The 15,065-nt window shown below is 39.5% G+C and carries 14 protein-coding genes; 13 read left to right on the top strand and 1 reads right to left on the bottom strand.

Annotation, left to right across the window (positions count from 1 at the left end; translation table 11 throughout):
* Nucleotides 1-22: 22 nt before the first annotated feature.
* The 12 genes from rnr to LG003_RS06400 all read left to right on the top strand — a co-directional run bounded on the left by rnr (nt 23) and on the right by LG003_RS06400 (nt 13,265).
* On the top strand, nt 23-2,464 hold the full coding sequence (gene rnr / locus LG003_RS06455) for a ribonuclease R (RefSeq protein ID WP_112877231.1): 2,442 nt from the start codon (nt 23-25) through the stop codon (nt 2,462-2,464).
* Nucleotides 2,465-2,592: 128 nt separating this feature from the next.
* Nucleotides 2,593-3,330: a 23S rRNA (guanosine(2251)-2'-O)-methyltransferase RlmB gene (rlmB, locus tag LG003_RS06450; protein WP_112877232.1), complete on the top strand. Its 738-nt coding sequence runs from the start codon at nt 2,593-2,595 to the stop codon at nt 3,328-3,330.
* A gap of 177 nt (nt 3,331-3,507) precedes the next feature.
* Nucleotides 3,508-3,903, top strand: coding sequence for a 30S ribosomal protein S6 (rpsF, locus tag LG003_RS06445; protein WP_011148646.1), 396 nt, complete (start codon nt 3,508-3,510; stop codon nt 3,901-3,903).
* A 5-nt stretch (nt 3,904-3,908) separates the two neighbouring features.
* Entirely contained in the window at nt 3,909-4,226 is a 318-nt protein-coding gene (gene priB, locus LG003_RS06440) for a primosomal replication protein N (RefSeq protein WP_021322928.1), read from the top strand.
* A gap of 4 nt (nt 4,227-4,230) precedes the next feature.
* The gene (rpsR, locus tag LG003_RS06435; RefSeq protein ID WP_000135199.1) at nt 4,231-4,458 is read left to right on the top strand and encodes a 30S ribosomal protein S18; all 228 of its coding nucleotides are present in this window, start codon (nt 4,231-4,233) and stop codon (nt 4,456-4,458) included.
* Between the two features lie 38 nt (nt 4,459-4,496).
* Nucleotides 4,497-4,949: a 50S ribosomal protein L9 gene (gene rplI, locus LG003_RS06430; protein WP_112877162.1), complete on the top strand. Its 453-nt coding sequence runs from the start codon at nt 4,497-4,499 to the stop codon at nt 4,947-4,949.
* A gap of 797 nt (nt 4,950-5,746) precedes the next feature.
* Nucleotides 5,747-6,946 carry a PLP-dependent cysteine synthase family protein gene (locus tag LG003_RS06425; RefSeq protein ID WP_240000756.1) on the top strand — a complete coding sequence of 400 codons (1,200 nt, stop codon included), beginning with the start codon at nt 5,747-5,749 and terminating at the stop codon, nt 6,944-6,946.
* Entirely contained in the window at nt 6,936-8,126 is a 1,191-nt protein-coding gene (gene argG, locus LG003_RS06420) for an argininosuccinate synthase (protein WP_112877163.1), read from the top strand. Before LG003_RS06425 ends, argG begins: the two co-directional genes overlap by 11 nt.
* Entirely contained in the window at nt 8,123-8,926 is an 804-nt protein-coding gene (locus LG003_RS06415) for a dimethylarginine dimethylaminohydrolase family protein (protein ID WP_112877164.1), read from the top strand. The genes argG and LG003_RS06415 overlap by 4 nt, the downstream gene beginning before the upstream one ends.
* Nucleotides 8,927-8,949: 23 nt before the next feature.
* On the top strand, nt 8,950-10,647 hold the full coding sequence (locus LG003_RS06410) for a carbamoyltransferase family protein (protein ID WP_112877165.1): 1,698 nt from the start codon (nt 8,950-8,952) through the stop codon (nt 10,645-10,647).
* A 124-nt stretch (nt 10,648-10,771) separates the two neighbouring features.
* Entirely contained in the window at nt 10,772-11,959 is a 1,188-nt protein-coding gene (locus LG003_RS06405; RefSeq protein WP_112894289.1) for an MFS transporter, read from the top strand.
* Nucleotides 11,960-11,969: 10 nt separating this feature from the next.
* Nucleotides 11,970-13,265 carry an ATP-grasp domain-containing protein gene (locus tag LG003_RS06400; RefSeq protein WP_112877167.1) on the top strand — a complete coding sequence of 432 codons (1,296 nt, stop codon included), beginning with the start codon at nt 11,970-11,972 and terminating at the stop codon, nt 13,263-13,265.
* Between the two features lie 36 nt (nt 13,266-13,301).
* On the opposite strand, the gene LG003_RS06395 is transcribed toward LG003_RS06400, so the two are convergent.
* Nucleotides 13,302-14,018 (bottom strand): helix-turn-helix transcriptional regulator, encoded by a 717-nt coding sequence (locus LG003_RS06395; RefSeq protein WP_112877168.1) that lies wholly within the window; start codon nt 14,016-14,018, stop codon nt 13,302-13,304.
* A 270-nt stretch (nt 14,019-14,288) separates the two neighbouring features.
* On the opposite strand from LG003_RS06395, the gene LG003_RS06390 reads away from it, so the two are divergent.
* Nucleotides 14,289-14,909, top strand: a complete 621-nt coding sequence (locus tag LG003_RS06390) for a peptidylprolyl isomerase (RefSeq protein WP_112877169.1) — start codon at nt 14,289-14,291, stop codon at nt 14,907-14,909.
* The last annotated feature ends 156 nt before the right edge of the window (nt 14,910-15,065 follow it).

The following is a 15,065-nucleotide window of genomic DNA, read 5'->3' as shown; positions in this document are numbered from 1 at the left end:
TGATGACAACGGAGGAACAGCTATGTCACAAGATCCTTTTTTGGGGCGCGAAGCAGAAAAATACGAATCACCTATTCCAAGCCGTGAGTACATCTTAGACATTATTGCTAAACATACTGTACCGGTAAGTCGCCAGGAACTGGCACAAGAGCTGAATCTGATTAACGATGAGGATATTGAAGCGTTACGTCGTCGTTTACGGGCTATGGAACGTGATGGTCAATTAGTTTTCACTCGTCGCCAATGTTATGCCTTGCCGGAAAGATTGGATTTACTGAAAGGTACTGTAATTGGGCATAGAGATGGTTATGGTTTCCTACGAGTAGAAGGTCACAAAGACGATTTTTATCTCTCTGCCGAGCAGTTAAAAATGGCTATTCATGGTGATGTTGTGCTGGCACAACCATTGTCCCTGAATCGCAAAGGGCGTAATGAAGCGCGTATCGTTCGTGTATTGGTGCCTAAGACCAGTCAGATTGTTGGCCGTTATTTTCTTGATTCTGGTATGGGATTTGTTGTGCCGGATGATAGCCGTTTAAGCTTTGATATCTTGATCCCGAAAGATGAAAGCGGTGGTGCTCGCATGGGGAATGTGGTGGTAGTCGAGTTAATTACACGCCCGGCGCGCCGCACAAAAGCTATCGGTAAGATTGTTCAAGTGTTGGGTGAAAAGATGGGAACGAACATGGCAGTGGAAATTGCCCTACGTACTCATGAAATTCCCCACAGTTGGCCGCCACAGGTGGAAAACCAGGTTGCTTCCTTGGATGAGCAGGTACCAGAATCGGCGAAAAAAGGCCGTGTTGATCTGCGTACTCTGCCGTTGGTGACAATCGATGGTGAAGATGCCCGTGATTTTGATGATGCCGTTTATTGTGAAAGAAAGCAAAGCGGTGGTTGGCGTTTATGGGTTGCCATTGCTGATGTCAGTTACTATGTGCGCCCACAAACGGCGTTAGATACCGAAGCACGTAGCCGGAGTAACTCGGTTTACTTCCCATCTCAGGTTGTCCCCATGTTGCCGGAGGTGCTTTCTAATGGCCTCTGTTCTCTGAACCCGCAGGTTGATCGCCTTTGTATGGTGTGTGAGATGACGATTTCAGCACAGGGGAGATTATCATCCTATAAATTTTACGAAGCCGTCATGAATTCTCACGCCCGTCTGACATATACCAAAGTATGGCGTATGTTGCAGGGTGATGAAGAGCTGTGTGAGCACTACAAGCCACTGGTTCAGCATATTGAGCATTTACATGAATTGTACCAGGCATTAGAAAATGCCCGTGAGCAACGTGGTGCAATCTCGTTTGAGTCAGAAGAGGCGAAGTTTATCTTTAATGCTGAACGTCGTATCGAGCGAATTGAACCGATTGTTCGCAATGATGCTCATAAGTTGATTGAAGAGTGCATGATTCTGGCGAATATTGCTGCGGCGCGCTTCGTGGAAAAAAATGGGGAGCCGGTGCTTTACCGTATTCATGATCGGCCAAAAGAAGAGAGCATTGTTAACCTGCGTTCGGTTTTTGGCGAATTGGGATTGACGCTGCCCGGTGGCATGCAACCAACACCAAAGGATTATGCGCAACTGATGCATCAAGTGGCTGAACGCCCGGATCATGAGCTACTGCAAACCCTATTACTGCGTTCAATGAAACAGGCAATTTATGATCCGGAAAACCGGGGTCACTTCGGTCTGTCATTAAATTCTTATGCGCATTTTACCTCCCCTATCCGCCGTTACCCGGATCTGGTGTTGCATCGGGCGATTAAATATCTGTTAGCGAAACAGGAAAGCATTGTTGAGCAATGTGGAACACCGACTGGGGGATGGCACAGTGATATGGAACAGATGTTGCAACTGGGCCAACACTGCTCCATGACAGAGCGCCGCGCAGATGAAGCGACGAGAGACGTCGCCGATTGGCTTAAGTGTGATTTTATGCAGGATCAGGTGGGCAATACTTTTACTGGGATCATCACGAGTGTGACAGGTTTTGGTTTCTTTGTTCGCTTGAATGAGCTGTTTATTGACGGCCTAGTGCATGTTTCCACATTGAGTAATGATTATTATCATTTCGATAATATCGGTCAGCGTTTAGTTGGTGAATACTCGGGTAAAACTTTCCGGTTAGGGGATGAAGTTGAAATTCGTGTGGAAGCGGTTCATATGGATGAACGTAATATTGACTTTAAGCTGCTTTCTACCACCCGCAAAGCCCGGAATGTAGGTAAAACAGCGCACGATAGAGAGAGAAAAGTAGAACTTGGCCGCGAAAGCAGTAAGAAAAATGGGCGTGGTTATCGCAAAGAAGCTCATTTTGAGCCTGATGGTGCTGTTTGTAAAGAGCGATCTGCGGATAAGCCTAAAGGGGATAAGAAAAAGGGTAAGACGTTTTCTACCAAAACTCAGAAAATTGTCGCTAAATTCAAAGCCAAACGGGCTAAGAAAAGCGCAGATAAATAATCAAAGGGCTATCCTGTTGCAGGATAGCCTGAATATTTTAATCTCCCCCTGAGTACGTAAAGCCTATCGAATGAGGCTCACAGTATTCGTCAGTGCTGTATATGTATAACAGTGAAAATAAGAAGATTATGAGTGAAATTATCTACGGTATTCATGCCGTTAAAGCTTTATTGGAGCGCGATCCTCAGCGTTTTATCGAAGTTTATACCCTGAAAGGGCGTGAAGATCGCCGCCTGACACCATTGATTCATGCGCTGGAAAGTATCGGGATGACTATCCAACTGGCAAATCGTCAGTGGCTGGATAATCAAACGGAAGGTGCGGTGCATCAGGGGATTATTGCCAAAGTGAAGCCAGGGCGTCAGTATCAAGAAAACGACCTACCAGATTTACTGGCACAAGCAGAAACCCCTTTCTTGTTGGTGCTTGATGGTGTGACAGATCCCCATAATCTGGGCGCTTGTTTGCGTAGTGCTGATGCAGCAGGTGTACATGCTGTTATTATTCCACGTGATCGTTCTGCTCAGCTTAATGCCACGGCGAAGAAAGTGGCATGTGGTGCTGCGGAAAGCGTACCACTTATTCGTGTCACCAACCTTGCTCGTACCTTGCGTTTATTGCAAGAGTACAATATCTGGGTGGTGGGGACAGCAGGAGAAGCTGACCATACGCTGTATCAGAGTAAACTAACCGTTCCTATGGCACTGGTGATGGGAGCGGAAGGGGAAGGTATGCGTCGTCTGACTCGTGAACACTGTGATGAATTGATTAGTATCCCAATGGTGGGTTCTGTCTCGTCGTTGAATGTGTCTGTTGCCACGGGAGTTTGCCTGTTTGAGGCGGTGCGTCAGCGCGGTTCGTTATAACTCATCTATTCCACATATGAACAAAAGTGTTTTTGCATTGTTCATTCCTTGAGTTTTTTATGTAGGGTAGGTATAGTTACGCGTCAATTTTTCAGCCGCACTTAAACAAGTTCCTTGCCTCCACGGGCCGCGGTTGACCCTGACAGGAGGCTGAATAATCCGTAAGGAGCAATTCTAATGCGTCATTACGAAATCGTTTTTATGGTCCATCCTGACCAAAGCGAACAGGTTCCGGGCATGATTGAGCGTTACAGTGCGACTATCACTAACGCGCAAGGTCAGATTCACCGTCTGGAAGACTGGGGCCGCCGTCAACTGGCTTACCCAATCAACAAACTGCACAAAGCTCACTATGTTCTGATGAACGTTGAAGCACCGCAGGAAGTGATTGATGAGCTGGAAACTAACTTCCGCTTCAACGATGCCGTTATCCGCAGCATGATTATGCGCGTTAAGCACGCGGTAACTGAAGCATCTCCAATGGTTAAAGCCAAAGATGAACGTCGCAGCCGTGACTACTCTCTGGAAGACGCCAATATGGATGCTGAAGAAGCTGGGGATTCTGAAGAGTAATAACTGTGACAACTAATCGTTTGGTGCTTTCTGGCACAGTGTGCAAGGCCCCCATTCGAAAAGTCAGTCCTGCCGGCATTCCTCATTGTCAGTTTGTGCTTGAGCACCGTTCACAGCAACAGGAAGCCGGTCTGAGCAGGCAAGCATGGTGCAGAATGCCCGTTATTGCCAGCGGACAATTGTTACAAGTTTTAACTCACAGTATAACGGTCGGCAGTCGATTAACCGTTTCAGGATTCATTAGTTGCCATCAAGGTCGCAATGGTCTTAACAAACTGGTTCTTCATGCCGAGCAGATTGAATTGATAGATTCTGGAGACTAGCCAAATGGCACGTTATTTCCGTCGTCGCAAGTTCTGCCGTTTCACCGCGGAAGGCGTTCAAGAGATTGATTATAAAGACATCGCTACGCTGAAAAACTACATCACCGAGAGCGGTAAAATTGTACCAAGCCGTATCACTGGCACCCGTGCAAAATACCAGCGTCAGCTCGCTCGTGCTATCAAGCGCGCGCGCTACCTGTCTTTGTTGCCTTACACTGATCGTCATCAGTAATCGGCACAGTCCATTAACGACTCTGAGAGGATAAGGTAATGCAAATTATTCTGCTTGATAAAGTAGCAAACCTGGGTAGCTTGGGTGATCAAGTTAACGTTAAACCGGGTTATGCCCGTAACTACTTAGTACCGCAGGGCAAAGCTGTTCCTGCAACTAAGAAAAACATCGAATTCTTCGAAGCTCGCCGTGCTGAACTGGAAGCTAACTTGGCTAACGTTCTGGCAATAGCAGAAGCTCGTGCTGAGAAAATCAATGCATTGGGTTCCGTTACTATCGCTTCTAAAGCAGGTGACGAAGGTAAACTGTTCGGTTCTGTCGGTACTCGTGATATCGCTGATGCAGTTACCGCCGCGGGCGTTGAAGTCTCTAAGAGCGAAGTGCGTCTGCCTAATGGTGTTCTGCGTACTATTGGTGAACACGAAGTTAACTTCCAGGTACACAGCGATGTATTCGCTAAATTGAACGTTAACGTTGTTGCTGAAGCTTAATCGCTGATTAACTGATGCTAATAAGTAAAAAACGCTGGCAATGCCGGCGTTTTTTATTGCCTCAACTTACCATTCTCTTGGTAAGTCTATACCCTATGGATTTCAAGGTGCTTTGCGACGGCAAGGGAGAGAATCCCCGGGAGCATAGATAACGATGTGACCGGGGTGGGTGAGTGCAGCCAACAAAGAGGCAACTTGAAAGATAACGGGTATATAAGGTTTTTGCCGATAATGCCCAGCAACTGAGCATTAATCTGATTTATTTTACATTTACTACCTTATTTGTCGTTTATAGAATTATGGTTTCTCTTATCTATTCTTCTGTAATGTTGTCTTTTAGCCGGTTTTTATTATTATTGATTTTGCGTTTTTATATTGGAAATATTATTCATTATTAGATTAATATCTATAAATAATTGAATTCGTATTTTTTATTATTAGATAATATCGGTATTGTTAATTCTATTGTGATATGTGGATTTTTTATAGAATATTTTAATATATCTACATCTAAATCTAGTTAATTACACGCATGATTATTTCATAATAATATAAAAATATATTTTTATATAATTTCGGTTATTTGTCTTTATAATGATAATTTATTTTATATGATTTCACATAAGAATATTTAATGATATCAATATATATCCTTATTATTAAATAATAATATCAAAAATTTATACGGGATTTTATTGATATAACTGTCAGAGTTGACAGTAGACTTTTAAGCGTAATTTTATAATTATAATTTTTGTTAATTAACCCTTGTGTGAGAACACAAATGAATGCGCTTATTGTTAATAGGTATGAGTTTATTCTCCATAGTTATTGATAAATTGAATTGTTTCATCAATAAATTAATAGGTATATTAAATGTTGAATTGATTTATTTATGTGTTGATAAAAATACCTTGTCATCATTATATGTTCTTCATATTAACCCAGACATAAGGGATAAAACTGGTATGAATCTTGGTAAAAGCATATTACAAACTATAGGTAATACTCCAGTAGTTATGTTGAATGGTAGATATACTAAAGGTATTAATGTCTTTCTCAAAATGGAGAATATTAACCCCGGTGGGAGTATCAAAGATCGTATTGCAGTTGCTATGTTGGAAAGGGCTGAGGCTCAGGGAGAATTAAGACCGGGAATGGTGGTGATTGAGCCATCATCGGGTAATACGGCAATTGGCCTGGCAATGGCGTGTGCCGTTAAAGGTTATCGATTTATTGCGGTTTTGGATCGCATGGTGCCGGCAGCGAAACGCGATAACATAAAAGCGTTTGGTGCGGAAATCATTTTCCTGCCAGAATTTGAAGCGGGAACGGATACTGTCAAATATCGCATTGATTTAACTAAAGAGATTATAAAAGCTTATCCGAATGCGTTTAGCCCTATGCAATTTGAAAATCAGGTTAATCCTGATGAGCATTATCGTTCCACGGGGCGTGAGTTGTATGAAACCTTTGGCAATAATTTGACGGCTTGTTTTGCGACGGCAGGAAGTTGTGGAACACTTACTGGAATTTCCCGTTATTTGAAAGAGAAAAATCCACAGATACAAATTTATGGTGTTGAACCAGAGGGGTCAATTATTTTCGGTGGTGAATCAGGAAAATATTTGGTACAAGGTGCAGGACTAACGTTTATACCTTCTATTCTGGATCGTACCAATATCGATATTACCTTGAAAGTTACAGATATTGATGCATTCCGAGTAGCAAGAAAGTTAGCCAGAAATGAAGGTATTTTAATTGGTGGAACGGGAGGTTGCGCGGTAAGCGCAGCATTAAATCGCCTGGATGATTTTAAACCTGGAGATAATATTGTTGTCATTATTCCTGATAGTGGAGAACGTTATATCGACACAATTTATAATGATACTTGGTTATTTGAAAATAATTTCTCAGAATTAGTTGAGGAAAGTAAAACAGAACCTCAATTAGAAGAAATTATTACAAACATGGGGTGCGTATTAAATGAGTTCTGATCGTGTTTTGGTGATTTACTATAATCGCCTCTATAATCCTCTTATCATAAGAAGTCTTAAATCTGAATATAGAGAGGTAATTGCTCTTTATATTGATGAAGGGCAGGTAAGAGACATTGACGATATTGAATTGGAATGCATGGTTGCAGGTGCTGATAAATTTATCTATAAAGATTATCGAGCACAATATGCTGAACACTTCCTTACAAAAGCGATAAAAGCGAATGCTATTTATCAACATGGTTATTTTCTCAGTGCGGCACTTTCCCGTCCTGCGATTGCTGAGGCGGCAGTTGAAGTAGCCAATGAGCTCAATATTGATTATATTGCCCATCAATTCAGAGGTAATGATCAAGTCAGAATGGATATGAATATAGAAATTCTGAATAAAATACCTATTGCTTCGTTGAGAGATTTTAAATACGACGAAAATATCGTAAATAGTTATGCTATGAAGTATGGTATTCCTCAAGAATTTGGTTGTAATAACCCTTATTCTACTAGTGAAAATATATGGGGATTAAGTGTCGAATGTGGTCCGTTGGCAGAACCGGAAACATTAATTCCTGAAGATGCCAGAGAGAAATTATTTGAGCATGCACTATCAGCCACTGAGCCAATATTTTTGTCATTAGGTTTTGAGAATGGTATACCGATATCGATTGACGGCGAAAAGAAATCATTATATGAAATTATTGAAATATTAAATAAGATTGGTAAAAAACTATCAATTGGTATTTTTGATATTGTCGAAGATGGTATTGTCGGTTTGAAAACACGAGCAATTTATCAATCACCTGCCGCACATATCTTAATTACCGCACATCGTGATTTAGAATGTTATTGTAGTAATCGTCACGAAAATTGGTTTAAAGAGATAATTGATAAAAAATGGGTTGAATTAGTTTATTCTGGGCTTTGGTATGATCCCTTATTAACTCATTTAAACCACTTTATTGATAGCATGAATCAACATGTCAATGGTGAGATTAAGCTTGAATTAGGCTATAAATATGCCAACGTTTGTTCCCGTACTTCAAAGACGACTATCTATGATGATAATTTAGCAATATATAATTGTGGGCATTTATATAGTCAAAACGATGCAGAGGGATTTGCAAAAATATTTAATATCCATACTAAGCAAAGTGCTAAATCTAAGATGAGGCAAAAGTTATGATTAAAGAATTATTAATGTGTAAACCGGATTTTTATGATATTGAATACGTTATTAATGACTGGATGGACCCTAATAATAGAGTCAATAAAGAATTGGCACAGCAACAATGGGATTTTCTTTATGAACGGTTGACTGAACGTGGTATCACTATTCGCACTATCGATCCTGTTAATGGTTTGCCTGATATGACTTTCTCAGGTGATTGTGGCATGGTGCATAATAATAAATTCCTTGCTAGTAATTTCCGGCACGCTGAACGCCAAGGGGAAAGCCAGTACTATATCGATTATCTGGAAGATCTAGGTTATGAGATACATCGTGTTGATGAAGATATTTATTTTGAAGGGCTTGGAGATGTTATCTATTGGGATAATGACATCATATTTGGTTATGGTCCTCGCTCAGATAAAGAAGCAATAAATACAATTCAGAAAGTCTATCCAGAACTTAAAGTTAAAGGTGAACTACATATTCAGGATAAGACTTTCTTTCATGTGGCTTTGGCATTCTCGTTTATTGACAAAGATACGGTTATTTACTATCCAGAAGCATTTACTAAAGAGAGCCAGAATTATATTGCTGAAACATTTGAACGCCGGATCTCAATATCAGAACATGACGCTAAGGAATTATTTGTTTGTAATAATATCCCAATAGGTAAAGATATTCTCATGCATGATTGTTCTATAGAGGTTGAACGTCAATTAAATAATTATGGTTATAATGTCATTAAATGCGATATGAGTGAATTCTTAAAGAGTGGTGGTAGTCTGCGCTGCTTAGTATTAAAAGTTAAATAATTATAATGGGAGGATAATAAGTCATGTATATTTTAGGTATAAATTCAGTTTACCATGAATCAGCAGTTTGCTTATTAAAGGATGGAGAGACAATTTTTGCTATTGAAGAAGAGCGTCTAAATAGAAGGAAACACGGAAAACCAGCAAATATTGATAATCCTGATGAACTGCCATTGGCTTCCATTGAAGTTGCATTAGACTTTGCGGGTATTCGCTTGGAAGATGTGAGTCATATCGGGTTTTCCATTGATCCGATAGAACGAAGAAAATCAGTCTTTATTGATGAAGTCACCAATGAGGGAAGCTGGGGAAGTGTATCGGGTGAGTCCATTTTTTATCGCAAAACCACTTCAGTACCAGAAATTTTGCAATCAATGGGATTCCGTGGCCAATTTCATTGGGTTCCTCATCACACAGCTCATGCTGCATCTGCTTATTTTGTTTCGCCATTTGATAAAGCGTTAACCTTATCACTTGATGGTGTGGGAGAGGATAATACCGCAGGGGTATATCTGGGCGATGGCAATAGTCTGAAAAAAATTAAAACCATTGAATACCCCCATTCAATCGGTTTTATGTGGGAAAAATTGGCAGAATTCTTGGGCTTCTCTGTATACGATGCCTGTAAGGTGATGGGAATGTCTGCTTATGGTAAGCCTGAAGGTTTTATGTCGGCGTTCCAACAATTCGTCAAAATTTATGAGAAAGGTGAGTTTACTATTGATAACACCGTTCTCAATTTCCGTAGCCAAGACTTTTCTAAATTAGAATCTTTGTTTGGTATTGTGAAAAGAGTCCCTGGTGGAGAGGTGACACAGGAATATTATGATATTGCTGCTTCTCTCCAGCAAATAACTGATGAAATAGTGTTAAATATGGCTCATCATTATTTACAGGAAACAGCAACGAATAAACTCTGCCTTGCGGGTGGCGTCGCATTAAATTGTATAACGAATAAACGATTATATGAAGAGTTGGATATCGAAGATATTTTTGTTCAGCCTGCTGCACATGATGCCGGGACTGCCACAGGTGCCGCACTATTTATTTGGCATCATATTCTTGAAAATAATCAGCGCTATCCTCTGACGCATACCTATTGGGGTCTGGAATATAGTGAAGATGATTACCAGCGTAGTTTGAAGGCCCACGGTTTGGACTGGACATATGAAGAGAATATTCATGAAGTTGTCGCAGGCTTGCTGGCTGAAAATAATGTCGTTGGCTGGTTCCAGGGGAGGATGGAATTTGGGCCGCGGGCATTAGGTAATCGTAGTTTGTTGGCTGATCCAAGAAATAAAGATATTCGCGATTTAATGAATCGTAAAGTTAAACATCGTGAAATGTTTAGGCCATTTGCGCCTAGTGTATTGCGTCAACATGTTGCTGATTGGTTCCATGTTCGGAAGGAATTACCGGAAGCTGCAAAATATATGTTGTTAGCGATGGATGCTAAAGTAGATAAAGCATCGAAAATTCCGGCAGTGGTTCACGAAGATGGTACTGCCAGAGTTCAGGTGGTAGATAGTGCATCAAATCCAGATTATGCCCAGTTGATTGAGGCATTTTATCGGAAAACCGGTGTACCTTTGTTGCTGAACACCTCTTATAACGATAGTGAACCGATTGTTTGTTCTCCTGATGATGCCATTAAAACTTTCATGAAAACAAATATTGATTATTTAGTTTTGGGGAATTATTTGATTAAATCTGTTCATTAATTATTGCATAGTAAAAATCTATCCCAGTAGGCGTAGTTGATGGAATCAGTTTGAGCCTTGCTCATCGCCAAATTGATAAATAAAATAGCCTAATGGGGTAGATAATAAGGTTGAGGTAATATTAATGATACATAGGATCATACTGGCTCGCTTTTTTTCTGTTTTTTCAGAGGCATTTGTTATGTTCGCTGTGCCTGTATTAGTATATACCTCAACTAATAGCGCTTCACTTTCATCTTTTGCTTTTGGGCTTGAACGGCTATTCAGGGTGATTTCACTCCCCATTTCTGGCTGGATGGGCGACAGGATGCATACTCTGGTTATGTTATTCCTGAGTGATATTCTTCGATCATTAGTTTGCTTATTTCTTTTTATCCTTTCATTTATATATTCTGATAATAGCATCGTATATATCATTATTTCTCTCTCATGTGTTTTATCCTTTTTTAGTGGGGCGGGATATGTCAATCTTGAAGGTTTTGTCTCTAAAAACATGAGTGCAATAGAATTACCTTCTGTTAACTCTCGTTTACAATTTGTTGAACAGTTTACCTATATTGCAGCCCCGGCAGTTGTCGGCGTGCTGGTTTATAAATTCAGTGTTTATGCGGTATTTGCATTTGCATTTTTTCCTTTCCTGATTAGTAGCTTGATATGGTTTCAGCTACAAAGGAAAAACCGGATTGAAGAACACGCTAATAGAGAAGGGTATAATCTGCCGGCCATTTTTAAGTTCTTGATGGAAAACCCACCCTTGTTACGCGTCATTAGTCTGACGTTCCTGATGAATGTGATGCAAGGTGCTATTTTGTCAACGGCAGTTTATGTTATTACCAGTGTTTTTTCACAGCCGAAAGGGAGTTATGCTCAGCTTTTGGCTTATGCGGGGCTGGTGAATTGTTGTGTTTTTTTTATTGCGCCAAAATTGTGCCGGATTTTTGATGTGCGTATCGTTGGTGTAACGGCTTTTCTGATTGCGTTATGTGGTCTGACACTATTTGCTACTGGGCCGTTATTTGTGGTTTACACATTAGGTTTCTTACTGGTTATTGGTTCGGAAGGTTGTTTTAATCTTTTTTCCCGCTCTTATCGAGCAAGTCTTATTCCGAAGCAGCGTTTTTCTCAGTATCTTGGTGTGGTGCTGGTTTTGAATCAGTTAGCGACACCTTTAACCAGTTTTATTTGTGCTAATTTACTGAACTATTTTTCCTACAATAGTATTTATCTGATATTCTCTGCATTTGTTTTATTGATGTTTATCATTATTAATCCTTATCGTTCGCTTAAATTTAATCTGCATAATAGTCAATAATGGAGGAAATATGAGTTCGAAAAAATATTTGTTAGTGCTTGATTATCTTCCGGCAAGGCTGAATGAAATCGTCAATATTCGTGACTATATTCGATATAATTACTCCCTTGAGTTGGTGATTATTAGCGATATGTTGTCCGGTGAGGAAAAAAATGTCACACCATTTGTCTATCATATTCCTGTACGAACAGAAAATTATGTTGATAGTGTGATGACAGTTCTTGCTGAACTTAATATGACATGTGCTGGTATTCTTCCTTTTATGGATGCGGTATCTGGGTATGCTGCTGTTATCGCGAAGAAATTAAACGTTTATGGTGATGATCCCGAATTAAGCTTCGCAGGTATTGAGAAATATCAATTTCGCCAACAAGAAACTCGAATATTACCGTTGCTTGCGGCACAACATATTAAGACGCCTCGATATACTTTCATTAATGAGATTAAAGAACTAGAAGAGTTTTATGATTCTGTTCCGTATGGTGTGATTATTAAGCCTAATTGTGGTCGGGCAAATGTAGGCGTGGTAGCGGTTAAAGATAGAAGTAAAATCCCAACGGCTTTTGCTCAATCTGTTGAGCAATCTGGTGGTAATCAAACTCTTGCAGAAGAACTTATTATTTTCGATACAGAATATTCGTACGATGGTATTGGTTGTATGGCATTTTTAACGCAAAAAGTTTCCCAGAAAGGGGAATTTCCTGTTGAAATAGGGCAAATAGTTCCGGCGCAATGTGATGGCAGAAATACGATTGCATTACATAAAGCAGGGCAGGCAATGAATCTGATTTCAGGGCAGACTCTTGGCGCATTCCATAATGAGATTAAGCAAGATAGTAAAACGGGAGAAACTTTTCTGGTTGAAACTAATCGTAGACCAGCGGGTATGCGTATTTGGGATATGGCTAACCGGGTATATGGTATAAGCTTGCAGGAAATTTGGGTTGACCATTTAGTCAAAGGATTTAGTGATCGAATGATATTGCCTGAAGCAAAGGGAAGGGCATTTTTGATTAATTTGCTGGCAGGTAAAGATGGCAAGATTAATGGTAAATTCGATCAAACAGAAGTTAATGAACTATTATTAGCATCTGTTGATAATATTTTGAGTAGATTATGTTACGAAATTATTGCAATAAAAATTAATTTAGATAAGAATTCACCGGTTTATGAAACACCAAAAAGCAATAATGATTTCTGTGGTTACGTTTGTGTACATATTAATGATGAGCACGTCAAATGTGAATCCCTGATGAATGAAATTAATGATGCATGGAGGGATATATTGTCTAATTATATTTTATAATTTCGTATGGTTAGAGCCTTATTTGGGCTCTAATTATTATATGATTAGATTATATGCTATTGCTTTAGCAACTGCTGCAACTTTATTGGGAACCACTAATTTCTCCATGACATTGTTAATGTGGAAATTAACTGTTCTTGTTGAAATATCCAGTATATCGGCTATTTCAGCAGAAGTTTTTCCCTCACAAGTCCATCTTATGACTTCAACTTCTCTGGTAGAGAGCGTTGGAACAATGATTTTATCCTTTTTATTTTTTAGGTTATTAAATGTTTTTATGCATTCATTTGCCAATATGCCTAATACTCCTGCTTTATTAAGTATTTCATTGTGGGAAATAGAGCCTTCTTTTCTGGCAACTGAAAAAATTGACCTTTCTCCATGATAACCTTTAATTTTTATTGAAAGACTATTTTTAACTTCATTTTTATTTGAATTTGATTTTTTAATCATAAAGTCAGCGGCTTTTGATATTTTATCATTACAAACTGACGGAATAGAGAAAGTGTAATCACCATTCATTAATTGGTCGCTGTCGTGATTATTATCTTGATTATAATTGCTTGCAGTTTCTATATTTAGGTTGGTTATTAGAACATATTTTTTTGTCGTGAATGGATATTTTTCTTCCTGATAAATTGAGTAGAATTCAAAACCCAGATAGTTTATCGCGTTTAACAACCTCTTTTCTAATTCAGGCATGGTTTTGGACTTTTTAATTTCTGATAAAATCTCATTAAATGGTTTATTCATAAGATTTTCCTCATTATATAATATTTGCAATAAAATTAATTTTATATAAAAAATATTTTATTCATATAATCAATTATAAGTAAAAATTTTTAAAAATTGAATTTTTATATTGTAACCTTTAAGAAATAAATATGCTACTTAGAATTATATCTATTATTAGCTCTTATATATTTGGGCGACATGTATTTTCCTGGTGACATCTTCGGTTTACCCTGCTGCATAGCGCTGTTATGCTTGCAGGTCTAATTTAATTTGATCACAGGTATTTTCATGGCAAAACTTTCTTTTGACTCTATCGAAGCACAAGCTAGTTATGGGGTTGGCTTGCAGGTTGGTCAGCAATTACTGGAGTCTGGCCTGCAAGGTCTGGAACCTGAAGCGTTGTTAGCGGGGTTATGTGATGCGCTGGAAAATCATTCTCCAGCGGTGCCGGTCGATATATTGCATCGAGCCTTACGTGAAATGCATGAACGTGCAGATGGTGTGCGTCGTGAACGTCAGCAAGCTATGGCAGAAGAGGGTCAGAAGTTTCTGGCAGAAAACGCTCAGCGTGACGGTATAAGCACGACAGAATCTGGTTTACAGTTCTCTGTACTAAAACAGGGTGATGGTGCAATTCCTGCCCATACTGACCACGTGAGTGTTCATTATACGGGTCGTCTGATTGATGGCACCGTGTTTGACAGCTCAGTACAGCGTGGTGAACCGGCTGAATTTCCTGTAAATGGGGTGATTGCTGGATGGATTGAAGCATTGACGTTGATGCCTGTCGGTTCTAAATGGGAACTTTATATCCCTTATAATTTGGCTTATGGCGAGCGTGGTGCTGGTGCATCGATTCCCCCATATAGCACTCTGATTTTCGAGGTGGAATTGTTGGATATTCTGTAAGTTTTATCTAGAAGTAGGATTAAAAAATAGCCGGTATATCCGTCTCAGACTACTGACAAACCCATTTAAAAAGTGGGGGATATTTTCAAGCCATCGAAAATTTCAGCTAGGATGTTGCCGATGAACTGGCTTTCCCTCAATTTCCTAATTATTTCT

Source organism: Photorhabdus kleinii (genome assembly GCF_025384885.1).
Lineage (GTDB): Bacteria > Pseudomonadota > Gammaproteobacteria > Enterobacterales > Enterobacteriaceae > Photorhabdus > Photorhabdus kayaii.
Note: the sequence above shows the minus strand (reverse complement) of the source record. Positions and strands in the feature narration are given on the sequence as shown.